The following is a 25,460-nucleotide window of genomic DNA, read 5'->3' as shown; positions in this document are numbered from 1 at the left end:
CAGGGTTGGGAGGCGAAACCGCAGCTCGGAAGCTAGGCGCCTCTGGAGCGGGCCAAATTCAAAGCCCTCAGTAGATCATCCACCGCCATGCGACGACGATAGTCTGGGTCAATAAAGCGCGTGACGACTTGCCGGTTCTGCGCCACTACAAACGTCGCCGGAATTGGCAGAAGCCAGCCATCGTTGCCCTGGTAACTCGGCAGATCACGGCCTGCCTGCCGCATTACTGCTTCGACCTGCGCGCCCACGAAAATCGCCAGACCAATGGACAGTGCGTACCCGTTATCGACGTCTGCTAGCACCGGATAGCGGATACCAGAGTCGCTTTTGAGACGCGCGCCGTAAGCCTCCCGTTCGGGCGTTATCGCAACAATCGAGGCCCCTTCTGAGGCGATCTGGTCCTGCACCTCGGCGAGAGCTCGGGTGCTAATACGGCAATAAGGACACCAATGGCCGCGGTGGAAGGTGATTGCAGCTGGCCCCGATTCCAGGAGATCGTCTAGACGGACAATGTGTCCGGTCTCATCGGGCAGCGCAAATTTCGGCATGAGATCGCCGGGCGCCGGGGCCGCTGCCCACGCATCGGAGGCTCTGAGCCGTTCGGCCAAGCCGTCGACGACGTCCTGACCTTCGGGGTGCAATGCCCGCGAAGCGTCGGAGAACAGCCGAAGGCGCTCAGCGAGGGACGCATCGAGGTCCCGGCAATACGCGAAAGCATCTTCAAGTGTTTCAAACTGCGTCTCAGGCATGAATTTTCCGTCGTCTATCAAGCGCTTCAACCTCGGAGTCGCCAATCGGGGCGCGCCAGGAAACGCTCTCCCGTTTTTGGGGCTTGTCGTAAAGATGCGCGGCAATGGACTGCCAGTCCAATAGCATCCGGCTATCGTTTGACCCATCTGAAGCCCGAACCAATTTGCTCTGCGGGTTGTCCGCTTTGGATCAGAAGCGGACTTCGGGTCGTCGGTTGGAAAGGTCAGCTTTGCTCTGGCAAGCAGACGTGAAGTAAGCTGGTTCAAAGCCCGCCGCGCGGAGCTGCATAGCGTTCTGAACTTGGCAGCCAGAGGCCAAAGTCGTGCCCGATAGGACGCGGTAGCTCAGGTGTAGATAAAGCTGCTTGTCGGCTAACAGCTTCAACGTCAAATCGGGACCGGCGGTAGGGCCAATTCTCGGTGGTTGCAGGCCCCCGCAACCAACGTTACTTGCGCCCCCGTTTCCTTGGAATGGGGGCGTTTGTTTTCGAGGTCGAGGAGGGCTGCCAGCTCGCCATAGAACTCGACCTGGAACTTCCCATTCTTCGACACAAGTCGGAGCTCTTGGATAAGTTCGCGGAGGCATTCAGCAGCCTCTGGGCGCGTGCTGTCGTCCTTCAGGGCGGCGGCGAGGTTCATGACTTTCTGGCGGTAGAGCTCCGCAAGATTCGGATGACAGCAAGATCCAGGCGCTCGATCGTACTGCAAGAGCTGCGCAAAAACCGCCGTCTAGGTCTGGTCTCGGCGCTTTCGAGAGACTTACGGCGTGGAGCAAATGCACGTCCGCCATCGGCGACCAAGCGGCCGTTTCTGAGCCTAATGCCAAAATCTGCTTCTGACCGAAACCGGACGTCCGCGGGCCCAACCGGCAGTTGACCGCGAGGTCCAGAATCACCATTCTCTAATGGTCACCGCTGTCTTGCGGAAGAGACCGGCTAATCCCGGCGCCGAAGGAGCAACCGCCCCGGAAACTCTCAGGCAACAAGGACCGCAAGGCATACTGACACTCTGGAAAGCGGTCAGGTTTTCCTGGCCCACCGACGAGGAGAAGGCGCAGCTGCCCCCTGGGGCATGTGCCGAATCTTTCAGGTCTCGTGACAGAGGGGGCTCTTACCGGCGGGATTTCGCCGGTGGCGAGTTCGAGGAGCCTCTGCATGAGTGTCAAAGCCGCCCAAGAAACGTCAGCCGCATTGAAGCGGACGCCACTGCATGCGTTGCACTTGACGCTGGACGCCCGCATGGCGCCCTTCGCCGGCTACGACATGCCGCTCAACTACGCGGCCGGTGTCCTCAAAGAGCACAGGCATACGCGCGCCGCGGCAAGTCTGTTCGACGCCTCGCATATGGGGCAGATCCTGGTGCGCGCGCGGTCGGGCTCGTCGGCCGATGCCGCGCATGCGCTCGAGCGCCTCGTTCCCGCCGACATCGTGGGATTGGCGCCGGGCCGGCAGCGCTACACCTTCTTCACAAACGACGACGGCGGCATTCTCGATGACCTGATGGTCGCCAACCGTGGCGATCACTTTCTCCTCGTGGTCAATGCGGCATGCAAAGAACAGGACGAAACGCTCTTGCGCGACGCGCTGTCGGCGGACTGCAGCGTCGAGCCAACGGATCATGCATTGATCGCGGTGCAGGGGCCGAAGGCGGAAGCGGCGCTCGCCCACCTCGCCCCCGATTGCGCCAGCATGCGATTCATGGACGTACGCGAAACGGCGATAATGGGCACGATATGCGTCGTCTCCCGGTCTGGATATACCGGCGACGACGGCTTCGAGATCTCGACGCCACCGGATGTCGCTCGTGAGCTTGCGGAAGGTTTGCTGGAGAACCCGGATATGGCTCCGGCAGGGCTCGCTGCACGGGACACGCTGAGGCTCGAAGCTGGACTGTGCCTATATGGAGCCGACCTCGATGCGGCGACCACGCCGGTGATGGCCGGCTTGTCTTGGGCGATTTCGCCGGCGCGACGCGAGGATGGGCAACGAGCTGGCGGCTTCCCGGGCGCAGCAGTCATTCTCGGCGAGTTGGAGAGAGGCAGTGCCACCCATCGCGTCGGTTTGTTCCCCCAAAGCCGAGCCCCTATCCGCGCAGGAACCTCGCTGTTTGCCGACGAAGCCGGCGCGGCGCCAATTGGTCACGTGACCTCGGGCGGGTTCGGTCCAAGCCTCGATCGGCCCATCGCCATGGGCTACGTCCACACCGAGTTCTCCAAGCCGGGAACTCAATTGTTTGCCGAGGTTCGCGGCACGCGGCTGCCTGCTGTCGTCAGCCCTCTCCCCTTCGTTGAACACCGGTACAAACGCGGGTGAGCCCGCAAGGAGGTAATCTTGCTGAAATTCACCAAGGACCACGAATGGATGAGGATCGACGGAGATGTGGCGACCGTGGGCATCACGGCCCATGCGGCCGAGCAGCTCGGCGACCTCGTCTTCGTGCAGCTGCCCGATGTCGGCACAACGCTCGACAAGGGCCAGGAGGTTGCCGTTGTTGAATCAGTTAAGGCAGCATCGGACGTATACGCACCACTTGCCGGTGAGGTGGTGGAAACAAACCAAGACATCGTCGACGACCCCTCGATCGTGAACGCCAGCCCGGAAGGCGACGGTTGGTTCTACAAGCTGAAGCTCGCCGACTTGGGAGCCGTCGACAGTCTCCTGGACGAAGCCGCCTACAAGGAGCTCATCGGCTGAATGGAACACGTCATGGCACCCAGAAAGACGAGCTACGAGCCGTACGACTTCGCCAACCGCCGGCACATCGGGCCGTCTCCGGAGGAGATGGCGGCGATGCTCGATGTCGTGGGCGCGGCCAACCTCGATGTGCTGATCGCGGAAACGGTACCGGCGGGTCTTCGCCAGGCGAAGCAGCTCGATTTTGGCCGCCCGTTGTCCGAGCGCGGCGCACTCGATCGCTTGCGCGAGACGGCCAACAAGAACCGTGTCCTCACTTCGCTCATCGGCCAGGGCTATCACGGCACGATCATGCCCCCCGCCATCCAACGCAATATTCTGGAAAACCCGGCGTGGTACACGGCCTACACGCCCTATCAGCCGGAGATCAGTCAGGGCCGGCTCGAGGCGCTACTCAACTTCCAGACGCTGGTCGCCGACCTGACGGCGCTCGATATTGCCAACGCCTCGCTCCTCGACGAGGCGACGGCCGCGGCCGAGGCTATGGCGCTTGCGCATCGGGTCACAAAGTCGAAGGCTACTGCTTTCTTCGTCGATGCGCAGTGCCTGCCGCAGACGATCGCGGTCTTGAAGACGCGTGCCGAGCCGCTCGGCTGGGAGATCGTCATCGGCGATCCGTTCGACGACTTGGAACCGGGGAGGGTTTTTGGCGCGCTGTTCCAGTATCCCGGCGTTGAGGGCTCGTTCCACGACTTCTCCGATGTAATTGCCAAGTTGCATGAGGCTCAGGCCTTAGCCGTCGTTGCGGCGGATCCGCTGGCGCTCGCACTGCTCAAACCGCCGGGCGAGATGGGCACCGACATCGCCGTCGGGTCGATGCAGCGGTTTGGCATGCCGATGGGCTATGGCGGGCCACATGCCGCCTACATGGCCGTCAAGGATGCCTATAAACGCGCTTTGCCGGGGCGTTTGGTAGGCGTGTCGATCGATTCCCGGGGAAACCGCGCGTACCGGTTGGCGCTGCAGACCCGCGAGCAGCACATCCGCCGACAGAGCGCGACGTCGAACATCTGCACGGCGCAGGTCCTGCCCGCCGTGATCGCGTCCATGTATGCCGTATTCCACGGGCCAAAAGGGCTCAAGGCTATCGCTGAGCGCGTGCACCGCAAGGCGGCGCGTTTGGCGGACGGCCTCGAGTCGCTCGGCTTCAAGATCCGCCCCGGCGCCTTCTTCGACACCATAACCGTCGAGGTCGGACCCTATCAGGGGCTTGTCATGAAGAATGCCATCGATAACGGCATTAACCTGCGCAAGGTCGGAACGGATCGTATCGGCATCACGGTCGACGAATGCACGCGGCCCGACACGCTCGAAGCCGTTTGGCGGGCATTCGGCGGCGACAAGCTCGTGTATCCCGAAACCTACCCCGAATATCGGCTGCCCAAGCCGCTGATCCGTCAGTCCGCGTATCTCACCCACCCCGTGTTCCACATGAACCGGGCGGAAAGCGAAATGACGCGCTACATGCGCCGCCTCGCTGACCGCGACCTGGCGCTGGATCGCGCCATGATCCCGCTCGGCTCCTGCACCATGAAGCTCAACGCGACGGCCGAGATGCAGCCGATCACGTGGCCCGAGTTTGCGGAAATTCATCCTTTCGCGCCGGCAGATCAGACCTTGGGCTATGCGGAGATGATCGAGGATCTCTCAGAGAAGCTGTGCCAAATCACCGGCTACGATGCGTTTTCCATGCAGCCCAATTCGGGCGCGCAAGGAGAGTACGCAGGGCTCCTCACCATCCGCGCATACCACAAAGCCAACGGCGACGATCATCGGGACATCTGCTTGATCCCGGCCTCGGCGCACGGGACCAACCCCGCATCGGCGACCATGAGCGGCTTCAAGGTCGTCGTCGTCGGGACGGACGCGCACGGCAATATCGACCTCGCGGACTTCCGGGCCAAGGCCGAGGCGAACGCCGCGAACCTCGCCGCGGTGATGATCACCTATCCCTCGACACATGGCGTGTTCGAAGAAACGCTGCGCGAGATCTGCGATACGACCCACGCCAACGGCGGACAAGTCTACCTCGACGGCGCCAACATGAACGCGCTCGTGGGCCTCGCACGGCCGGGCGATTTGGGTCCCGACGTCGGCCATCTGAACCTGCATAAGACGTTCTGCATCCCGCATGGCGGCGGCGGCCCCGGCATGGGACCGATCGGCGTCAAGGCGCACTTGCTTCCTTTCCTGCCGGGCCATCCCGAGACCGGCGGCAATGCCATGACGGTGTCAGCGGCGCCGTATGGCTCCGCCTGCATTCTGGCAATCTCCTGGAGCTACCTCCTGATGATGGGCGGGGCCGGGCTTACGCAAGCCACGCGTGTCGCGATCCTGAGCGCCAACTATATCGCCGCGCGGCTATCGGAGGCTTACGACGTGCTCTACACCGGCAGCAAAGGACGGATTGCGCATGAATGCATCATCGACACCCGTCCCCTCAACGCGAGCGCCGGCGTGACTGTCGACGACATTGCCAAGCGGCTCATTGACTGCGGCTTCCATCCGCCGACAATGAGCTGGCCGGTACCGGGCACGTTGATGGTCGAGCCGACGGAATCGGAAACCAAGGAAGAACTGGACCGGTTCTGCGACGCCATGCTCGCGATCCGCGAGGAGGTCTCGGCCATTGAGCAAGGCCGATACCACAGCACGAACAATCCTTTGAAGAATGCACCGCATACGGTCGAAGACCTTATCGGCGAGTGGCAGCGCCCCTACTCTAGAGAATGCGCGTGCTTTCCAGCCGGGGCCTTCCGCGTCGACAAGTATTGGCCGCCGGTCAATCGCGTCGACAATGTCCACGGCGACCGCCACCTCGTCTGCTCGTGTCCGCCCATGGAGTCCTATGTCAAAGCCGGGCAGACAGACGAAGAAGCACGAGTGTCGCAGGCCTAGCTCCACATCGTATGTCGCGTATCCCCTATGCAGAATCTTGATAGGGAATCTTGTCCATGCGGACAGCCGCGAACTGCCTAGAGAGTGCACTTATGGCACGAACCGGACGTGCTGACCGGCGAGCCTCTAGGTCTGCTCCTGACCCAAAGCGGACATCGTTTCGGTAATCCTAGCTACGCACGGGAACGTCTCGGAGATCCTGTTTCAGCTAGCGGATCGACGTCTGGTCACTATTCATTTCGTTGAACGTACCCGGAGAAGATGGGCTCAGCTTCCGGGTTTCTCTCTAGAAAGATATGCCGACTACGGTCACGTTCCTGGAGCTGCGTTTGGGGAGAAGAGCTGTTGACCGTCAATCTTATAGCTCGCGATTGCCTTCTGGCCCTCGGCACTGATCAGCCAGTCGATGAAAGCTTGGCCCTTCTCGGCCTTCACGCGGGTGTGCCTTTCCGGATTGACCAGGATCACGCCATATTGGTTGAAAAGCGCAGGGTCGCGCTCGACGAGCACTTTGAAGTCGTACTTGTTCGCAAAGCTGAGCCAAGTGCCGCGGTCGGTGAGCGTGTAGGCGTGCTTGCCGACGGCCGTGTTTAGCGTCGTGCCCATGCCGGAACCGGTTTCCAAGTACCAGTCGCCGCTCGCATGCGTTGGATCGACGCCGGCCTTCTGCCATAGCCTCAGCTCGGCCTTATGCGTGCCGGAGTTATCGCCGCGGGAGGCGAACGGCGCCTCGGCCGCGGCGATAACTTTGAGCGCTTGGTCTGCGTCCTTTAATCCCGCGATACCGGCGGGGTCGGAGGCAGGCCCAACGATGACGAAGTCGTTATACATTACGTCGTGCCGCTTCACGCCCCAGCCTTCGGCGACGAACTTTTCCTCGTCGGGCTTGGAGTGCACGAGCACGACGTCGCCGTCTCCATTCCTGCCGTTCTTGAGGGCCTGGCCCGTACCGACGGCGACCACCCGCACGTCGATGCCGGTTTTCTCTGTGAACTTCGGCAGTATGTGATCGAACAGCCCCGAGTTCTGGGTCGATGTGGTGGACTGCACAATAATGAAGTCGTCGTCGACCGCGAAACTCGAGCAGCTCAGCGACGCAAACAATAGCGCGGAGCCAAGACCAAGGATCCATCGTCGGTGAATGAGCACCGGAAACCTCCAAGTGAAGCTCAAAGTACCAAACCGCCACTCAGGAACGCACGCAACTCCTCGCTTTGCGGATCATCGAAAAAGTTCTGAGCGTCTTGATGCTCGAGAACGCGGCCGTGATGCAGAAACATGACGTCGTCGGCCAGCCGCCGCGCCTGACCAATGTCGTGCGTCACAAGGATCACTTTGATGCCGCGGCGTTGAGCGTCCAGCAGCAGCCGCTCGATAGCCAGTGTCGACGCCGGATCGAGGCTCGACGTCGGCTCGTCAAGAAACAGTACGTTGGGCTCCAAACTGAGCGCCCGGGCAAGGCAGAGCCGTTGCTGTTCGCCACCCGACAGGACGCGAGCCGGCATGGCAGCGTGGCACTCCAGTCCGGCAAGCCGAAGCGCCTCGTCAACGCAAATCGCGCGTTTGTCACGCTTGATCCCGCGGAGACCCAGCGCATGCGAAACGTTCGCAGCCACCGAGCGGCGCAGCAGCACCGGCCTTTGGAAGACCATCGCTTGCTGGTGGGCCATGGCGCGATCCATCTGGCGCCCGGCCCAAAGGATCTCCCCGTTCGTGGGAAGGATCAGCCCATGCATCAGTCTGAGGAGAATGCTTTTTCCCGCGCCGTTCGGCCCCATGATGGCGGTGATGCGGCGAGACCGGATGGTTGCATTGACGTCGTTGATCACCCGCTTGCCACCCGTCTCATAGACGAGCCCCTTCAGCTCGGCCGGCAAAGGCGGACTCGCGAGACGATCGCCGAAGTCTTTCAGGGGCGAGGTGGGATCAAGCATAGGCGAGACGGTTGGCAAAACGCTGTACCCAAAGCAGCGAGGCGTTGACGGCTAAGGCAATGGTAAGAAGAACGATGCCCAGCGCCAATGCGAGTGCGATGTTTCCCTTCGATGTTTCCAAGGCAATGGCCGTCGTCATCGTCCGCGTCACGTGATCAATATTGCCGCCAACGATCATGACGGCGCCGACCTCGGCGATCGCGCGGCCGAAGCCAGCCAGAACTGCGGTGATCAGGCGATAACGCCCGTCCCAAAGTAGCGTGGTGACAATAGCACTGGACGAGGCTCCCAGCGAGCGCAGCTGTTCGTCATATTCTTCCAGAAGGTCTTGGCAGGCCTGCCGCGTCAGGGCGCCGATAATCGGCGTCACCAGAACAACCTGAGCGATAATCATCGCTGTCGGCGTGTAGAGAAGCTGCAGCACACCCAGCGGCCCCACATTCGACAAAAGGAGATAGACGACAAGTCCTGCGACGACCGGAGGCAGCCCCATCAGAGCGCTGAGTACCGCCGATACCGCGCCGCGCCCCGGGAAGCGATAGACCGCCAGCGCCCCGCCAATGGCAAATCCGAGCAGGCTGGCAATGACAACCGCCGCCAAGCTGACTTTGAGGGACAGGATAAGGATCTCGACCAGATTCGGATCGAGCGTGACGATGAGACCAAGAGCTGTGCGAAAAGCGTCGATAAAGTCGGTCATTGAACGACGTGGGTCCGTGATTATCGATCAGGATTTCCGATCAGCCATTCGGCTTTTCGGATCGTTCGTGCAAAAAAGTATGCCTCTTCGCTGCTATCCGAAGTGGATTGTCCCACTTCCCTTGCTCCACCATACTAGTGGCTGGTATCACAACTTTGGAAGCTAACAAATTTTCCGTTGGGCCTCAGTTTGATCTGAGAGGAAGATTGGTGGAGCGTGGAGCAGGAAGCCCCTATGAATGGCGGGCCTGATCGGCCTGCAAGAAATGTTGGCTCTCGTAAGCGTGCGCGAGGATTCCCCAAGGGTCGGCAGCTCGACGTCAGCGCTCTGGAGCAAGTCCGTGAACTGTTGGGCGACCGTCCGCGCCGTCACGATCTCCTCATCGAATACCTCCACCTAATTCAGGATCATTATCACCACATCTCCAGCCGGCACCTCCGTGCTCTGTGCGAGGAGTTGAAATTACCGCAAGCCGCCGCCTACGAGGTAGCGACGTTCTACGCGCATTTCGACGTCGTGAAGGAGGGCGAGACGCCCCCGCCGCGCACCACCATTCGGGTTTGCGATTCCATCACCTGCGCCATCAAAGGGGCCGACGCACTCTATGATGCACTAAAGGCCGGCACGGACCCGTCGGAGGTGCGGGTTTTGAAGGCACCGTGCATGGGGCGCTGCGATACCGCGCCCGTGTGCGAGATCGGACATTATTTCGTTGACCACGCAACGCCCGACCGGGTTCAAGCGGATCTCGATAGCGGCCGGCACGATCCTCATATCCCCGAATACAAAGATCTCGCCGCCTATCGCGCCGAGGGCGGTTACGCCATGCTGGAAGAATGCCGAACCGGGCAGCGCAGCGTCGAGGACGTCATCGACGAGATGTCTGACGCCGGTTTGCGCGGGCTCGGCGGCGCGGGCTTCCCTGCGGGCAAGAAGTGGCAGATTGTCCGCTCGTTTCCAGGCCCTCGGCTGATGACGATCAACGGTGATGAAGGCGAGCCTGGCACCTTCAAGGACCGTTACTATCTCGAGCGCAATCCCCATCAAATGCTCGAGGGCGCCTTGATCGGTGCCTGGGCGGTCGAGGCTGAGCGCATCTATCTATACATGCGCGACGAGTATCCCGCTGTACTCCATATTCTGGCGCGCGAGATCGCAGCGCTCGAATCGTCAGGCATCATCAAGAAGGGCGACATTGAGCTTCGCCGCGGCGCTGGCGCGTATATATGCGGTGAAGAGTCGGCGATGATCGAGTCCATCGAGGGCAAGCGCGGCTATCCGCGCAATCGTCCGCCCTACATCGCCGAGGTCGGGCTGTTTGGACGCCCGACGCTGAACCACAACGTCGAGACGCTCTACTGGGTGCCCGCCATCCTGGAGAAGGGCGCCAAGTGGTTCGCCGATCACGGCATGAACGGTAGCAAGGGCTTCCGGTCCTGGTCCGTGTCGGGCCGCGTGAAGAAACCGGGCGTCATTATCGCGCCCGCCGGCGTCACCGTGAATGAGCTGATCGAGCGCGCAGGCGGCATGGAGGACGGCCATGACTTCAAGGCCTATCTTCCGGGCGGCGCCTCCGGCGGTATTCTCCCGGCGCGCCTCGGCGACGTCCCTCTCGATTTCGGAACCTTGGACAAGTACGGATCGTTTGTGGGCAGCCACGCGATCGTCATCTTCTCGCAACAGGATCGCGTCGTGGACGTCGCGGTCAACCTGCTTCAGTTCTTCAAAAACGAATCGTGCGGCCAATGCACCCCTTGCCGCGTTGGCTGCGACAAGGCCGTGGCTCTGCTCAAGAAAGACGAGTGGGACGGTGACCTCCTGAGCGAGCTCGCACAGGCCATGCGCGATGCCTCGATCTGCGGACTTGGCCAAGCCGCCCCGAATGCCTTTGTCACCGCGATGGAGTTTTTCTCTGACGAGGCCGTCCCGGACGCCGGCGGACCGCCGGCGAGATATTGATGGAGGACGCCATGACAGACGAGACAAGCGAACTGCATTTCACCCTCGACGGGAAATCGGTCTCGGCTAAGCCGGGTGAAACCATCTGGCAGGTGGCAAAGCGCCACGGGATCGATATCCCGCATCTGTGCTGGCTGCCGGAGCCTGGTTACGCGGCCGACGGCAACTGCCGCGCCTGTATGGTCGAGGTCGAGGGTGAACGCACACTGACGGCGTCGTGTATTAGAAAGCCTGCCCCCGACATGGTGGTCAGGACGGCCACGGACCGCGCCGTCAAGGCGCGCCGCATGGTCATGGAACTGCTCCTCGCGGACCAGCCGCCGCAGGAGGACTCGCCTGACCGGGTGTCGCCGTTCTGGCATTGGGCCGATGAGCAGGACATTCATACTTCGCGCTTCCCTGCGAGCGATATCATCAAGCCGGACCTGTCGCATCCGGCGATGGCCGTCAATCTCGACGCTTGCATCGAGTGCGGTTTATGCGTGCGTGCCTGCCGCGACGTGCAAGTGAACGACGTCATCGGCATGGCGTTTCGGGGCTTCGACGCCAAACCCGTGTTCGACTTCGACGATCCCATGGGGAAATCGACTTGCGTGGCCTGCGGTGAGTGCGTGCAGGCCTGCCCCACCGGCGCGCTTATGCCCAAGTCGATCGTCGATCCGATCACGCAACACGGATCCCGCGAGGTCGACCGCGAAGTCCACTCCGTGTGTCCGTATTGCGGCGTCGGCTGCCAGATCAGCTATCAGATCAAGGATGAGAAGATTGCGTTCGTGCAGGGGCGCAACGGCTACTCGAACGAGAACCGGCTTTGCGTGAAGGGCCGTTTCGGCTTCGACTACGTCAGCAATCCCCAGCGGCTGATGAAACCACTGATCCGCAAGCCGGACATGCCAAAGGGCGTGAACGTCGACCCCTCGAACCCCTACACCCACTTCCGTGAGGCAACCTGGGAGGAGGCGCTCGACGTCGCTGCGTCCGGCTTGTCGCGCATCGCCGACGAGCATGGCGGCCAGGCCATTGCCGGGTTTGGTTCGGCCAAATGTTCGAACGAGGAAGCCTATCTATTCCAGAAACTGATCCGCACACGCTTCCAGAGCAACAATATCGATCACTGCACGCGCCTATGTCATGCGTCGTCGGTTGCGGCATTGATCGAAGGCATTGGATCAGGCGCCGTGACGGCCACGTTCAATGAGGTCGAGCATGCCGACGTTATTGTCATCATCGGCGCTAATCCGACGGAAAACCATCCGGTGGCCGCGACCTTCTTCAAGCAGGCGGCGCGGCGCGGCGCCAAGCTGATCGTGATCGATCCGCGCGGCCAGGCGCTTCGCAACTACGCGACGCATATGCTGCGGTTTAAGTCGGGGAGCGATGTGTCGCTCCTGAACGGCATCATGCACGCGATCGTCGAGGAAGGTCTCTACGACGTTCAGTATGTGCAGGCGCACACCGAGAACTTCGAGCGGCTGAAGGAAAAGCTGGCTGCCTATAGCCCGGAATCGGTTGCCCCGATTTGCGGGATTGACGCCGAGACGATCCGAGAAGTGGCACGAGTTTTCGGCAATGCTGACCGCGCCATGATTTTCTGGGGCATGGGCATATCCCAGCATGTGCACGGCACCGACAACTCCCGGTGTTTGATTTCTCTCGCCCTGATGTGTGGCCAGGTGGGCCGGCCCGGTACGGGTCTGCATCCGTTGCGGGGGCAGAACAACGTGCAAGGCGCATCCGATGCCGGTCTCATTCCGATGTTCTATCCGGACTATGCCGACGTCGAGGCCGAGCCCGTCTATACAAAGTTCGAGGAGCTTTGGCAGACGCCCCTATCAAAGAAGGCCGGGCTCACGGTGGTCGAAATCATCAATGCGGCGAACGCCGGCACGATCAAGGCCATGTACATTCAGGGCGAAAACCCGGCCATGTCCGACCCGGATCTCGATCACGCGCGCGCCGGTATCGCCAAGCTCGAACATCTCGTGGTGCAGGACATCTTCCTCACCGAGACCGCAATGATGGCGGACGTCGTGCTGCCCGCCTCCGCGTGGCCGGAGAAGACGGGCACCGTCACCAACACGAACCGTCAGGTTCAGATGGGACGCAAGGCGCTGAACCTGCCCGGGGACACGCGCGAAGATCTCTGGATCATCATAGAGTTGGCCAAAAGGCTGGGTCTGCCCTGGAGCTACACCCATCCTTCGCAGGTCTTTGAGGAGATGAAGCGCGCGATGCCGTCGCTCGACAACATCACGTGGGAGCGTGTGGATAACGAATCCTCGGTGATTTATCCCTGCCCTGAGCCTGATCATCCGGGCGAGGCCGTAGTCTTCGGCGACGGATTCCCGACAAAGTCGGGCCGGGCCTATCTTGTGCCCGCCGATGTCTTGCCGCCTGCGGAAGTTCCGGACCAGGAATATCCGTTCGTGCTGATGACGGGGCGGCAGCTGGAGCATTGGCATACGGGCGCCATGACGCGCCGTGCTGACGTACTCGATTCCCTCGAGCCCGGTCCGACGGCAAGCCTGCACCCCAATACGCTCGCTCGCTACGACATCGCTCCCGGCGATCTCATGCGTGTCACGACAAGGCGTGGTTCGATCGAACTGACGGCCCGCGCCGATATGGCAGTCCAGGAGGGCACCGTCTTCATTCCTTTCGCGTACGTCGAAGCCGCGGCCAACATCCTAACCAATCCGCAGCTCGATCCGTACGGCAAGATCCCCGAGTTCAAGTATTGCGCGGTTAGGATCGGCCCTGCGGACGGCGAGACCCCGCGCGTACCCGAGCCCAGTCTCGACGTGACAGCTTCGGGCCTGTAGCCGTAAGATTCACCATGGCCCCGCCCAATGGTGTTGTTGGAATCCTGCTCGCCGGCGGAAAATCAAGCCGCATGGGAGGCGGCGACAAGTGTCTGCGGCCGCTCGGCGGGGAGCCGATTCTCGCACGTATCATCGATCGCTTGAGCCCGCAGGTCGCGGAAATTGTCATCAACGCCAACGGCGATCCGTCACGCTTCGAGGCATTCGGCCACCCAGTCGTGCCGGACAGTGTCGCCGGCTTTCAGGGACCTTTGGCCGGCGTCCTTGCGGGACTCGAATGGATAAAAGCGAACCGGCCCAGGGTCGAGTATGCGGTGACAATCGCGACAGACACGCCCTTCTTTCCTGCCGATCTTGTGCAAAAGTTCCTCGAGTCGCCCGGCAACGCTTCAGGTTTTCGCATCGCGCAATCCGATGCCGGTTTGCATCCTGTGATCGGGCTTTGGCCAATCGGGCTCGGCGAAGAACTTGAGCAATCTCTCAAACGTGGCGAACGGAAAGTGACAGCCTGGACCACGGATCACGGAGCGGTACCGGTTTTCTTTCCGCCGGTCGACGTCGGTTCGCGGAGCATTGACCCATTCTTCAATATCAATGCGCCGGAGGATCTGGCCGCGGCCGAGGCGCTGCTGGGCGAGGCGGCGTCATGAGCCCGCCTGTCTTCGGCGTGGTCGGTTGGAAGAACTCCGGTAAGACCACACTCATGACCGGTCTCATCCATGAACTTACGGCCCGGGGCTTTGCCGTTTCCGTCCTCAAGCATGCCCATGTGAACTTCGACGTGGATCACCCGGGGCGCGACTCGTTCAAGATGCGTGAGGCCGGCGCCACGCAGATCATCCTTTCCTCACCGCGCCGCTTTGCCTTGATGCGCGAGTTGGGCGATGCTCCAGAGATGAGCTTCGGTGAGCTTATGCAGCATGCCGGGCCGTGCGATGTCGTATTGGTCGAAGGCTATAAGCGCGAGACATATCCAAAGATCGAGATCAGGCGCGACGGGGCTGCATCGCGCGAGTCTTTGTCTGCTGAAGTGCCCGGGATCGTTGCAATTGCCTCCGACCGGCCGGATGGCGAGACGGAGTCTCTGCCGGTCTTCCCAATCGACGCCACCGAGCGCATAGTCGATTTCATGCTCAAGGCCGTGGGTTTGGAGCGATCATGACGCAAGCCAAGCTGATCGACGATTGCTTCGTCCTCGACAAGGATCGCCTACCACATCACGAGGCGATTGAGATTCTCAAGTCTCGCGTCCGCCCGGTGACGGGGACGGAGTCCGTGTCAGTCGCGGAAGCAAACGGCCGCTTCCTGGCCGAAGCAGTTGTCTCGCCGCGCGCGATCCCCGGACATGATAATGCGGCGGTCGACGGTTACGCATTCGCTTCGCGAGAATATGATCCGAAAGCTGGGACGGACTTCGACATCGTCGGCGAAGCCATGGCGGGGCACCCGTTCCAGGGTTCGGTTCCGCAAGGTGCCGCTGTGCGAATTTTCACCGGCGCGGTGATACCCGCTGGCCTCGATACAGTTGCGATGCAGGAGGACGTGCAAGTCTCAGCGCGTGAAAGCTCACGCCGTGCGCATGTGCCGGCGGGGCTCAAGGCGGGCGCCAATCGGCGACTTGCGGGCGAGGACACCAAGGCCGGCGAGATGCTGCTTGCGCCGGGAAGGCGGTTGCGGCCGCAAGATGTCGCGAGCGCCGCGGCCACGGGTCTCGGTGCGCTCTTGTGCCATGCGCCGCTGAAGGTCGCTGTGTTCTCAACTGGCGATGAGGTCCTCAGACCTGGCGACCCTTTCGTCGACGGAGCTGTCTACGATGCCAACGCGCCGATGTTGCAGGGCCTGATCTCCGCAAGCGGCGCCCAGGCCGTCGACATGGGCGTGCTTCCGGATACACCGGAGGCGGTCACTTCGGCGCTTGCTAAAGCAAGCCGCGACTTTCACGTCATTGTGCTCTCCGGAGGCGCCAGCCAGGGGCAGGAGGACCATGTCGTTCGTAGTATCGATGCGCTGGGGAAGCGACACCTCTGGCAGATTGCGATCAAGCCTGGGCGCCCTATGAGTTTCGGGCAGATTTGCGACTGTGTCGTCCTCGGTCTGCCGGGGAACCCCGTGGCCGTGTTCGTCTGCTATCTCATTTATGTGCGCCCGTTCGTCACGCGGCTTGCAGGAGGGGCCTGGCCGGAGCCAGTGCGCTTCCCCGTACCGGCCGCATTCAGTCAGCGGAAGAAGCCGGGACGGCGCGAATTCTGGCGCGCAATGCTTGCGCGCGAGAATGGGAAGCTTGTAGCGACCAAGTTTCCGCGCGATGGGTCGGGGCTCATCTCTTCACTGCGCGAGTCCGATGGCTTGATTGAACTCGGTGAAGATGTGGAATCAGTCGGCAATGGCGACCTAGTCGATTTCATTCCGTTCGCCGAGTTTGATCTTGGTCAGCGTCAAACCGGGTTAGAATGCCTGAAGGCTAAGGGCGACTCTTGATGGGAGGGCAGCGATGCAAACGTTCGCTACCGATCGCGAGCGCGCCGCCAATGACTTGGCGGAGCGGCTATTCTTCGAACTCGAGAAACACGGCAATCGTTTCTCACTGCACCGAAAAATCGGTGACCGCATGCGCCGAGACAATATGACTCTCGATGAAGTCGAGCAGGTGCTCGAACGCTGGAAGCTGGAAGGGCCACACGGCGGCTAGGACTTGCCCGCTGTCGCCCGCTATTGACCCAAAGTAGTCGTCGCGCTCGACGGCTAACCGAGCGAGATTTGCAGGGCGATCAGGCCGATATAGACCGCCAGGATGCTGATGCCTTCGAAGCCGACGCCTCGGCGATCGCGCATGATTAGTCCAACCAAGAGTATTGCCGCCAAGAGAGTGCCGGCGACCAGCAGCAGCGCATCGCGACTCCCCATGGCGTGATAGATCGAGCCTTCGCGATAAGCCAGATCCGACAAGCTAAGAAAAAGAACGTCGAAGGTATTGCCGCCGACGATGCCGCCGACGGCCAACTGCAACGCTCCGCGACGCACGGCTGCAAGCGTGGTGACCAATTCGGGCAAAGAAGTTGTGGTCGCCGTCAATAGGGTACCGACGACGGTCTGCGAAATGCCGAACTCGCGCGATATCTGGGCGCCGGTCGTCGCCACCAGATACCCGGCCACACCGAGGATCACAGCAAGTGCGGCGAACCGGACGAGAAGATAGGCGAGCTGCGAGCTCTTGTGTTGGCTCTCCGGTTGGTCCGGGACTGTATCTTTGGTTTTCTCGGGATGCCACATGGGCCGCTTCGCAAGAGCCACCGCCGCACGTGCCCCGAAGATATAGACCGCCACCAGGACAATCGAGGCGGGGTGGACGACCCACAAAGCAAACGGTGGAGTTAGATACGCGGCAAGCGCCACGCTGAGGAGCAAAATGAGTATCGCCGCTTGAAGCGTGTTCTTCTCGTCGGCCGCGGCGTGCTCCAGATTGACCTTGCGATAGGTCATATCGGCAACCACGAGAAATACGGTCTGCACGCAAATTCCACCGATGGCATTGGAGACAGCAAGGGACACCAACCCCTCGGACGCTGCGGATATGGACGTGACGGCGCCGGAAAGCGACGTACTGGCGCCGAGAAACATGCCGCCGACCACCGCTTCGCCCAGCCTGGTACGGTCGGCGAGTATGTCGGCGAGTTTGGCCATTCGCACGCCGGCGATCGCAATCACGACGGCGGCCAGTAAGAATAGACCCAATGCCATAAGCGTCGAGAGATCCTACATATCGGTCATGGGCGCGGCGGCCGACCTCATCGACATAGAACCCGGAGGTTACCCTTCGCCGGCTCGGCGCGGCAACCGGTCCTAAGCGCCATAACGCATAAAAATGAATGCCATGGCCCGTCGCTTGTCGTAGCTGCCGTTGGCGGGGTCCATGAATCCTTCAAGCCAGGCCGTCACAGCGTCAGCATTGTCGAGATCGAGATCGGTTCGTGCCTTCTCGAGGCGAGCCGCAGCCCGCCGTGCGGAGCGAGCCTCCTTGATGTGCTCGATCAACCTCGTCAACGAAGCCGCGTCGCGTGCGGTGAGCCCCTCTACGGGGAGGCTCGTTGGTTTCATTTGGAAGCCCGGAACGTGAGTTGCGGCAAGCTCGATCGCCAATCTCATCCATCCTGCGTCCTCGTGCAGATCGATGCCGTAGTGATCCGCGAGGGCCTCGACACGCTCCCAGTACGCCTCAGGGCCATCTTCGACCTCCAACGGTTCGTTCAGAACGCCCGTGTATTTCGACATGATCTCGTTCCTTCTTGGGTCGCCGGGGGAGATGCTGTTATCAACCGCGATCCACAAGGCCGTCGACCCCGTCGCGCTTGGCGCAATGGGCGCAACAGAAAATCCTGCCGTCCTGTTCGACGCCGTGTCCTACAATGCGGACGCCGCAGTGTGCGCAGAGCGGTGCCAAAGCCGTGATAGCGCACTCGAAACTGTCGAAGTGGTAGCTCTGGCCCTGCATGTGAACTTCGAACGTCTTGTCGTAGTCGTTGCCACATGTTGCACATTTGGTCATAGGAGCCTCCTTCAAGAGCCGGAATTGACTAGCGCGACCGTCCCCGCTCCACGGCAGCTTCCAGCCACGCCACGACCACAAGCAGGAACACCGCCAGGGAGACGGACACCGCAACGATTGCCCACGATGCAAGCGCACACGCGATGCCGAGAGCTGCCGTCACCCACACGGTTGCGGCCGTGGTCAGCCCTTCGACATTGCCCGAACTGGGGTCGCGCATGATCACGCCTGCGCCAATGAAACCGATCCCAGCCATCACGCCCTGAATGACGCCTTGCACGACACGGCTCAACGCATCGGGATGATCGGCCAGGACGTTAAAATGGACGGTCGAGAGCGCGACAAGAGCCGCGCCGAGCGCGACGAGCCCAAGCGTGCGCATGCCGATCGGCTTGTCCGCAATGTCGCGGTTCAGGCCAATCCCCATACCCACAGCGACGGCCGCAACGAGGCGCGCACTGACATCGACAAATTCGAGGTCTGCATCAGCCATGATCACTTAGACAACACGCCCTCACCGCCGATGTTCCAGTACGCGCGTATCCACTGGGTGGCGGGTCGAAAAACTCGCCAGTCCTTCGTTGCCGTCGTTGTTTCGGCTCCAGCCGCGGAACCCTAACGCGCGCTTTTGCGCGACAGGTCTTTGAGCGCCGCCTCACTGCTTGCCTCTTCCTCGGCCTCCTTCTGGCCGAGCTTCGGTGGACGGCGGTCCTGTTCAGGTTGCTTGGATCCAGTTCCAAAATGCTTGAGCTTGTCTTCACTGCGTTGCTCGAGCCTTGCGTCGTTCTGGCCCAGCCGCCCTTCCGTCGAGCTCAAGACCGAAGCCCCTGTTTTGTGGTCTCTATCCATTGCTTTGCTCCATCTCGCTGTTGGTCCCCGCGGCAATGCCGCTGTTTGCTCGACGTGAGTGGGATGGCCTCGCAAATAGCGACACGCCGCAGGATCGGTGGGGACGCTGTCCGTTCCAGCGTCGGTTGACGTTAGGAGCTATTGCATCGGTTTACGTGGCGTTTGACCGCCACCCGAGTTTGACGGCAGGGCAGCGTGTTTCTGCACCCAACCCTTATTGCAACCTCTCTTGAACTCAGACTTGGAGATTTTCCCGTCTCCGCTCTTGTCCACCAGTTCAAAGTTCACGATGTGACCGCTCAGGGCGTCCTTTGATTTTCTCCAGACGCGTTCGCAATCAGCTTGGTTGAGCACAGCTGTTGGTCTGCCAGAAGGCGGAACACCCTCTGCCTTCTCAGGAACGGGTGCGCCGCCGCCGCCAAGGGCGTAGCTCGTCATCGCGAGCAATGCTGTTGTCGCCAGAATAGCAAGTCTCATGAAAGGCACTCCTTTCATCTCGTATCTGTGATTGAAAGCCGCGCCGACATCACGTGCCGCGGCTATGGAACGTTCGCGGAATGATGCCGCGCTGAACGCTTCGGCGTCATTTTCGTGAACCGCGGATTTGGACGGTCCAAGCAAAATGGGTGCTTAGGCTGCACGCCAAGACGCCTCATCGTGGGCAAGCTTGCCACGATGTTCCGAGAACACGCTCCGTAAACAGGCAACAAGCCCTGCGCGTTCATCGTTGGCTCAGCTCTCGCGTTCAGAACTAGAGCTAGGAGGTGTTGAGCACACTTCAAGGGCAGCAGGGAAAACGTGATGGCCAATCGGGAAAAACGTGATGGCAGTGCAAGAATGGCTCCGATCTGGAGTTCTTCATACAATTCGTGCTCGGCAACGATGTGATTAGCAACGCGTGCGCCGCCTTCATCCTCACCCCACGCCCAATCTGGGTGTTACCCAACTGCTACATGGTTCGGTATACGAAGACTGCCGCAACGATGACCTTCCCAACGTGGTTACCCCGCTCACGAAGGCCTGTAGTTATTCGGAATGTCAACCGTGCCACGCCAACAGCGGAGCAGCAATTGCGCCAACAGCGCCTTTGTCATGGGCGGCCAGAATCTGGCTCGGAAGAGGGCATGGTCTAGGTGCATTTGAGGCTGGTTGCGAGCGCCCGCAACCAATTGGCCCGCTTAGATCGTCGAAATTCGCTTCGCACTTTTCTGGCCGTGACGATCAGGGGTAGGGGCCTTTGGTCGCCACAGGATTGCGCCCCGGCCCGCCGGGATGAACTGCGACAGGGAACGCAGATCCGATTCGACGCCAGCCGCGCCGGAAGAAGGCCAGGTTGTGCGGGAACGTCGCCATTGCACCGGCGAACTGGTCCGAACCCTTCCGTCGCCGGTCGATTTCCTCCTGCATCCGGCGGGCGATTTGGCGTACGCCCCAGAGGTGATTGTAGATGAAGACGGGCTTCAGCAGCGTGATGAAGGGGCGGATGTAGGGCTGGTTGATCCGAACGCGCCATCCCGCCGTCACCGCGCATACTCCCGTACCCGTCGGCTCCACCGCGAGCGTACCGACGCCTTCGAAATCGCCGCTGACGGCGATCGTCATCGAGCGATGGCCGACCAGGTCCACGACCTTCGCCAAGCAGAAGAACGTGTGGGGCAGCATCCCTTTGACATGGAGACGGAGGGTCATACCCATTCCATCCGGCGCGCCGTGATCGAGAACCTGAGCCTTCAGAACGGTACTCGAGCACCAAAGGTGAAAGAGGTCCGGATCCAATACAACCTCGGACAGCTCCTCGGGTTCGGCCCGCAGGTTCCATTCGGATGTGATATCGAAATCGTATGCGTCGTCACGTGCGACGCGGACGGTGCTCATCGCTGCGTCTCCTCGTTCAGCGTGAGATAGAGGCTCGTCTTCTCGGCGCGCCAAACCTTGTGAATGGCGACAAGCGCCACCGGCACCATCGTCACCATGGTCAGAAGCGCCGTCGCGGCATGGATATGTCCGACGCTCAGCTGGCCGCTTTCAACCATGGATGCGGCATGCTCCGGATCGGCCACCGCAGGATTGAGGACGTACTCGACGGCAAACGCCAGATACATCAACGGAACCGAGAGGCGGAGAAGCACGGTGTCCGCTGCCCCTAGGTCGGCCTGCGTTGACGGGGCTGGGCTCCGCAACAGCGCATAGGTCTGAAACATCGTCCAGGTGACCAGGAACCAGCCCAAATAATTGAGAAGCGGTACGCCCAAATGGCTGCCGCCATCGTGCCAGATCCAACGTTGCTCAATTGTCGCCCTGAGTGGATCCATCGACAGGTCCCACAGAACCATGAGGAGGGCCGCGACGAGCGGAACGATCAAACGTTGCGTACGAAAATCGGAGCCGTCCCCTTGCAGGCAAAGGATGCGGGCCATGGCCCAGGAGATGTAGCCCATGAGACAATAGGCGGGCATGACGGATACAGGGACGTGCCCGAGGAACGGGGCCATCACGTCCGTATAGTGATAATTCCCGAAGGGGATACCGGTGACGATGCTGATTGTCTCGAAGGTCCAACCGATGACGAACACTGTCACCGCGAAAAGCAGAAGGTCCCTAGAGCCTTCGAAAATGCGTCCGTGGATGATGACGAACGTGATCATGCCGACCGCGACCAAAGCTGGCGACCAATATTTCAGCGCACCGCCAGGATCGCCCATCGCGTAGAGTGCATTGCCCAGCCAGGCAGCGGCGACGAGATAAAGACTGACGACTGGGAGTGTGAGGATTTTTCGGCTCATAGGCGTTCGCTTCTGCTGAGGATTCATAGGCGCTCGAAACCAACGACGGCTATTCGACCGTCCGTTGAGACAGGACGGATGCCCCGATTCGTTTCCAGGTGCGGCGGAAGAAGGGAATGTTGTGCGGGAACGTCGCCGTCTCTTGTGTGAACCGGTTCGATCCACGCCGGCGCCGGTCGATCTCTTGCTGAAACTGGCGGTGAACCCGACGCATCATGGCGCGATGGTTCCAGAGGAAGACCGGTCGTAGAGCCGGCACCAGAGGACGGATATAGGGCTGACGAATATTGATGCGCCACCGGAAGTCGGCGTCACAGGTTCCATCTCCGTTCGGCATCACGCGCATGTCGCAAAGACCGTCGAAGTCGCCCCTGGCAGTAATCTGCATCGCGCGGTGGGGCTCGACGTAGACAATCGCGCCGATGAAGAAGAACGTATGCGGAAGGATGCCCTTGCTCCGCACGAGCATTCTCATGCCGAGTCCCGTGCTGTCGCCGGGATCGAGCAGTTCCCCCTTCAAGAACGCGCTCGGACACCAGAGTGGGAGCAGTTCCGGATCCAAGATGATGGGGGTCAATTCCTCCGGTTCGGCAATCAACGTCCAGTCCGACCGGATATCGAAGTCATACTGCGCATCGACGGGCGATTCCGTAAAAGCAGAGGCGGGTGAGGGGGCGGTAGCGTCCATCGGGCGTTACTTCCGCTGGAAAGCCATGTTGAAGACCTGGGACCGTTTGCCCGTTCCGATCTCGGTCGCCTGCTGCGTCATCGAGAAGCTGTTTGCCCCTTGAGACCTGATCCAGAGCTGCAACCGATACGTTCTGCCGTCGACGGTGACGGCATTGCTCGACCGCATTGATACCGTTGAGCCGCTTTGAGTGCCCGCGTATGAGATCGTGGGCCGGCCGGGCGACGAAAACCGCGCGCTGACCGCGCTGCCGCCACGCTGCGCGATCGTGCCGCCGAACGAGGCCGCCTTGCCGGGACCTGCGCACCGGCCCGACAACGTCACGGACGATCCTGCGCCACTCCCTTGAATGCCAACCCTGCATGACCCCCGCCGCATCGGTCCGTCCGGGGATTCCTTGAGGGTGCCGCGGCCCGACCAGGAACCGCGAAGGTCGCTCAAGTCCGACGCCGTTGCCGGCCCAAGAGTGCTCAGGAGAAAACACGATACGATCGCGAGGCGTAGGGATGCTTTCATGCGGTCCTCCATGGACGGCGGAATAGGGAAGGGGTGTCCAGCCACCGCAGCAAAGCCGGCAGCACCACCAGGTCGGCGATGAGTGCCATGACGAAGACAGCGATGAGAATGCCGCCGAAATAGCGGAGCGTTGGCAGCGAGCTGAAGAACAGTCCGGCCATGCCAAGTGCAAGAACCGCGCTCGTGATGACGAGCACCGGCGCGACCTCCTTGATTGAGGTCGCAATGACACGAATGTCGTAGGGCCGGGCAGAATCCGCATTCAAACGCAGCCGGTTGAGAACATGTACCGTGTCGTCGACCGCGAGCCCGAAGGCGATCGTCAGCGCGACACCGCTCGCGTATTCGAGTCCCCAGCCGGACACAGCCAAGAATGCCCCGACGGCAAGGATCGGCAGGACGTTTGGAACCAGTGCGACCAGCCCGAGAACACCGCTTCGGAACCAATAGGCGATCAGCAGTCCCGACAAGACGACGGCCATGAGGAAGCAGGTGTTGAGGTCGCGGATCATCTCGCCGCTGATGAAGGATTGGAGCAGCAACAACCCTGTCGCCCCGGGAACGATCCCACGATCGATCTGTTCTTTCAGCGCGGTTTCAAGCGCGGTTGCCGTCTCCCGCCCATGGGCGGCCTCGTGATTGGGGACTGCAACGCGCACCAGGCCGAAATCTCCGTCGCGGGAGACAAACCGGCCTCTTTGTGTCTCCGTCATCTGCGCTAGGATTGCGTTGGCTTCGGTGACTTCTTCGCCCGCGTCCCCAGATCGACTGGGATTCAGCAGCGATTGGACGGAGACGACGACGGCGTCCGGTACGGCGGCGGCCGTTACGGCGTGCACGGCCTTCACACGGGCGAGCGCCTCACCATCGAAATACTCATTATCCCGCGGAGCCAGACGCACGGGAATGTCGATGATTCCCGTCGGTATGAGTTCCGAGTCCATCTTTTTGAGCGCGACGAACGCAGGCTCATCCGCGTCGATGTTCTCATGAATCGAAAAATTCGGCGCGATCTGTGTGTAGGCGACGGCGGTCGCGACGAGACAGAGGAAAGACGCAACAAGAATCGGCCGGTAGTGCCGCAGCGTGAAGTCCGCCAAGGGCCCCAGGTCGAGAAAGGCCGGGTACATGCCTGCGCGGCCGGCGAATACCGAGCGCTTGGGGCGAACGGCCGCGATCGTCGTAAAGAGCATCGGACAGGTGACAACGACCGCGGCCAGCGAAACGAGCGCGGCGATGAGTCCGGAGACGCCGAAGCCGCTGATGACCGCCGATGTTGATATCGTGAGGCCCGCGAACGCCGCCGCTGTCGTGATCGACGCAAGCGCGCAGGCGGGTCCGACGCGCCGCAAGGCTTCGAGCGGCGCCTTCTCATCGGAGACGCCGTTGTCGCGCAGCCTGCGCATCTCGAAGGTCAGATGCAGCGTGTCGGTGAATGACAAGACGGCGACGAGCGCCGGAAGGGCGACCGTAAGGACCCCGATCGGGTAACCGGCAAATCCAAGCACGCCGAGCGTCCACAAGAGCGCGGTGCCGGACGGCATCAGCACGAGCACCGCCAGTGTAATGCTGCGCAACGCGGCGGCGCAGACGAGAAATCCGCAAAGCATGCCAAACGCGGTAAAAGTCCAGGTGTCCTTGAAGACGGAGGCAATGACCGTCTCCCTTAGAATCGGTAGTCCGGTCAGCTCGGCTTGCAACTTGTTTTCGGGCCCGGCTTCAGCCGCGGCCGTCTGCAGTTCGGACAGCAGAGCCTTGCGTGCCGGCAACGGCGCATCCGGTTCTGCGAGCGTCACAACGACCGCTGTCATGGTGCGATCCGCGGAGACGAAGCGGCCCAAGCCTGTCGGAAGCGCACGCATATCATCGAGGATTTGGGTGAGCGCCGGCCGGTCCGGCAGCGGTTCGGGAATGATCGGTAGGGTGCTGTCTCCGTTCGGAGACGGCTCTCTCAATGCGAAGATGGAGTAAACGTCCGCAACGCCGTCGATCAGTTGAGCATCGAGCGTGAAGTCCTGGATGGCACCCAGAATCTCAGGTTCAGCCAAGTCCTTCGCTGTGAACAAGATGGCGACATCGCCCGTGGGCGGCGTGAACTGTTCTTTGAACCGAACGTAGTCCTGGTATCGCTGGCTGGAGCTGGAGAAGGGAACATCGAGTCCTTCCTCGTAGCGAAGTTTCGATGCGCCGAGGAGTGCGGCTGCGTCGAGAACCAGCACCGCGGTCCATAGTGCAACGAGCCACACGCGCAGTGTCAGGCGCGGCGTGCCACGGCTAGACGATGGCTCCACAGACCCCATCTCGCTCCCCCATGCCGCAAGCAGGT

General features: G+C 61.3%; 25 protein-coding genes and 1 riboswitch. Of the genes, 9 read left to right on the top strand and 16 right to left on the bottom strand.

From position 1 onward, the window contains the following. Positions 1-32 precede the first annotated feature (32 nt). Both GL4_RS15660 and GL4_RS17815 read right to left on the bottom strand, forming a co-directional pair. Positions 33-749, bottom strand: a complete 717-nt coding sequence (locus GL4_RS15660) for a peroxiredoxin-like family protein (RefSeq protein ID WP_045370350.1) — start codon at positions 747-749, stop codon at positions 33-35. 387 nt (positions 750-1,136) lie between these two features. After that, positions 1,137-1,388: a hypothetical protein gene (locus GL4_RS17815; protein WP_045368924.1), complete on the bottom strand. Its 252-nt coding sequence runs from the start codon at positions 1,386-1,388 to the stop codon at positions 1,137-1,139. Positions 1,389-1,661: 273 nt separating this feature from the next. After that, positions 1,662-1,750, top strand: a riboswitch (glycine riboswitch). Positions 1,751-1,903: 153 nt separating this feature from the next. Here GL4_RS17815 and gcvT point away from each other — a divergent pair. The 3 genes from gcvT to gcvP are packed head-to-tail and all read left to right on the top strand — an operon-like array spanning position 1,904 to position 6,340. Next, complete coding sequence (gcvT, locus tag GL4_RS15650) at positions 1,904-3,061, top strand: glycine cleavage system aminomethyltransferase GcvT (protein ID WP_045368922.1); 1,158 nt, start codon at positions 1,904-1,906, stop codon at positions 3,059-3,061. Positions 3,062-3,079: 18 nt separating this feature from the next. Continuing rightward, entirely contained in the window at positions 3,080-3,442 is a 363-nt protein-coding gene (gene gcvH / locus GL4_RS15645; RefSeq protein WP_045368920.1) for a glycine cleavage system protein GcvH, read from the top strand. A 12-nt stretch (positions 3,443-3,454) separates the two neighbouring features. Next, the gene (gene gcvP, locus GL4_RS15640) at positions 3,455-6,340 is read left to right on the top strand and encodes an aminomethyl-transferring glycine dehydrogenase (protein ID WP_082025818.1); all 2,886 of its coding nucleotides are present in this window, start codon (positions 3,455-3,457) and stop codon (positions 6,338-6,340) included. A gap of 309 nt (positions 6,341-6,649) precedes the next feature. Here gcvP and GL4_RS15635 read toward each other — a convergent pair whose 3' ends face one another. The 3 genes from GL4_RS15635 to GL4_RS15625 are packed head-to-tail and all read right to left on the bottom strand — an operon-like array spanning position 6,650 to position 8,974. Then, positions 6,650-7,483 (bottom strand): ABC transporter substrate-binding protein, encoded by an 834-nt coding sequence (locus tag GL4_RS15635; protein WP_082025817.1) that lies wholly within the window; start codon positions 7,481-7,483, stop codon positions 6,650-6,652. A gap of 26 nt (positions 7,484-7,509) precedes the next feature. Continuing rightward, positions 7,510-8,274, bottom strand: a complete 765-nt coding sequence (locus GL4_RS15630; protein WP_045368914.1) for an ABC transporter ATP-binding protein — start codon at positions 8,272-8,274, stop codon at positions 7,510-7,512. After that, entirely contained in the window at positions 8,267-8,974 is a 708-nt protein-coding gene (locus GL4_RS15625) for an ABC transporter permease (protein WP_045368912.1), read from the bottom strand. The genes GL4_RS15630 and GL4_RS15625 overlap by 8 nt, the downstream gene beginning before the upstream one ends. Positions 8,975-9,208: 234 nt before the next feature. Between GL4_RS15625 and GL4_RS15620 the strand changes: the two genes are divergently transcribed. The 6 genes from GL4_RS15620 (at position 9,209) to GL4_RS15595 (ending at position 16,444) form a co-directional block, all read left to right on the top strand. After that, positions 9,209-10,933 carry an NAD(P)H-dependent oxidoreductase subunit E gene (locus GL4_RS15620; RefSeq protein WP_045368910.1) on the top strand — a complete coding sequence of 575 codons (1,725 nt, stop codon included), beginning with the start codon at positions 9,209-9,211 and terminating at the stop codon, positions 10,931-10,933. Between the two features lie 11 nt (positions 10,934-10,944). Then, positions 10,945-13,755, top strand: a complete 2,811-nt coding sequence (gene fdhF, locus GL4_RS15615) for a formate dehydrogenase subunit alpha (RefSeq protein WP_045368908.1) — start codon at positions 10,945-10,947, stop codon at positions 13,753-13,755. Positions 13,756-13,826: 71 nt separating this feature from the next. Continuing rightward, the gene (mobA, locus tag GL4_RS15610; protein WP_244462641.1) at positions 13,827-14,405 is read left to right on the top strand and encodes a molybdenum cofactor guanylyltransferase MobA; all 579 of its coding nucleotides are present in this window, start codon (positions 13,827-13,829) and stop codon (positions 14,403-14,405) included. Then, positions 14,402-14,917, top strand: a complete 516-nt coding sequence (gene mobB / locus GL4_RS15605; protein ID WP_045368905.1) for a molybdopterin-guanine dinucleotide biosynthesis protein B — start codon at positions 14,402-14,404, stop codon at positions 14,915-14,917. The genes mobA and mobB overlap by 4 nt, the downstream gene beginning before the upstream one ends. Further along, positions 14,914-16,233 (top strand): molybdopterin molybdotransferase MoeA, encoded by a 1,320-nt coding sequence (locus tag GL4_RS15600; protein WP_045368903.1) that lies wholly within the window; start codon positions 14,914-14,916, stop codon positions 16,231-16,233. The genes mobB and GL4_RS15600 overlap by 4 nt, the downstream gene beginning before the upstream one ends. Positions 16,234-16,246: 13 nt before the next feature. Then, complete coding sequence (locus tag GL4_RS15595) at positions 16,247-16,444, top strand: hypothetical protein (RefSeq protein ID WP_045368901.1); 198 nt, start codon at positions 16,247-16,249, stop codon at positions 16,442-16,444. A gap of 53 nt (positions 16,445-16,497) precedes the next feature. Here GL4_RS15595 and GL4_RS15590 read toward each other — a convergent pair whose 3' ends face one another. The 11 genes from GL4_RS15590 to GL4_RS15550 form a co-directional block, all read right to left on the bottom strand. After that, positions 16,498-17,493: a sodium:calcium antiporter gene (locus GL4_RS15590; protein WP_045368899.1), complete on the bottom strand. Its 996-nt coding sequence runs from the start codon at positions 17,491-17,493 to the stop codon at positions 16,498-16,500. A gap of 102 nt (positions 17,494-17,595) precedes the next feature. After that, positions 17,596-18,024 carry a hypothetical protein gene (locus GL4_RS15585; protein WP_156137649.1) on the bottom strand — a complete coding sequence of 143 codons (429 nt, stop codon included), beginning with the start codon at positions 18,022-18,024 and terminating at the stop codon, positions 17,596-17,598. Between the two features lie 40 nt (positions 18,025-18,064). Continuing rightward, positions 18,065-18,298 (bottom strand): hypothetical protein, encoded by a 234-nt coding sequence (locus GL4_RS15580; RefSeq protein ID WP_045368895.1) that lies wholly within the window; start codon positions 18,296-18,298, stop codon positions 18,065-18,067. 28 nt (positions 18,299-18,326) lie between these two features. Beyond that, positions 18,327-18,791 (bottom strand): MgtC/SapB family protein, encoded by a 465-nt coding sequence (locus tag GL4_RS15575; protein ID WP_045368893.1) that lies wholly within the window; start codon positions 18,789-18,791, stop codon positions 18,327-18,329. Between the two features lie 122 nt (positions 18,792-18,913). Continuing rightward, the gene (locus GL4_RS15570) at positions 18,914-19,147 is read right to left on the bottom strand and encodes a hypothetical protein (RefSeq protein ID WP_045368891.1); all 234 of its coding nucleotides are present in this window, start codon (positions 19,145-19,147) and stop codon (positions 18,914-18,916) included. A 138-nt stretch (positions 19,148-19,285) separates the two neighbouring features. Continuing rightward, positions 19,286-19,624, bottom strand: coding sequence for an EF-hand domain-containing protein (locus tag GL4_RS17645; RefSeq protein WP_156137648.1), 339 nt, complete (start codon positions 19,622-19,624; stop codon positions 19,286-19,288). Between the two features lie 744 nt (positions 19,625-20,368). Then, on the bottom strand, positions 20,369-21,022 hold the full coding sequence (locus GL4_RS15565; protein ID WP_045368889.1) for an SRPBCC family protein: 654 nt from the start codon (positions 21,020-21,022) through the stop codon (positions 20,369-20,371). Further along, positions 21,019-21,930: a carotenoid biosynthesis protein gene (locus GL4_RS17005; RefSeq protein ID WP_052464691.1), complete on the bottom strand. Its 912-nt coding sequence runs from the start codon at positions 21,928-21,930 to the stop codon at positions 21,019-21,021. Before GL4_RS17005 ends, GL4_RS15565 begins: the two co-directional genes overlap by 4 nt. Before the next feature lie 49 nt (positions 21,931-21,979). Beyond that, a complete protein-coding gene (locus tag GL4_RS15555; RefSeq protein WP_045368887.1) occupies positions 21,980-22,618 on the bottom strand; it encodes an SRPBCC family protein in 639 nt (212 codons plus the stop codon). Positions 22,619-22,624: 6 nt separating this feature from the next. After that, positions 22,625-23,134: a hypothetical protein gene (locus GL4_RS17640; protein WP_156137647.1), complete on the bottom strand. Its 510-nt coding sequence runs from the start codon at positions 23,132-23,134 to the stop codon at positions 22,625-22,627. Then, on the bottom strand, positions 23,131-25,434 hold the full coding sequence (locus GL4_RS15550; RefSeq protein ID WP_082025723.1) for an efflux RND transporter permease subunit: 2,304 nt from the start codon (positions 25,432-25,434) through the stop codon (positions 23,131-23,133). Before GL4_RS15550 ends, GL4_RS17640 begins: the two co-directional genes overlap by 4 nt. Between the last annotated feature and the right edge of the window lie 26 nt (positions 25,435-25,460).

Source organism: Methyloceanibacter caenitepidi (genome assembly GCF_000828475.1).
GTDB classification, from domain to species: Bacteria; Pseudomonadota; Alphaproteobacteria; order Rhizobiales; family Methyloligellaceae; genus Methyloceanibacter; species Methyloceanibacter caenitepidi.
Note: the sequence above shows the minus strand (reverse complement) of the source record. Positions and strands in the feature narration are given on the sequence as shown.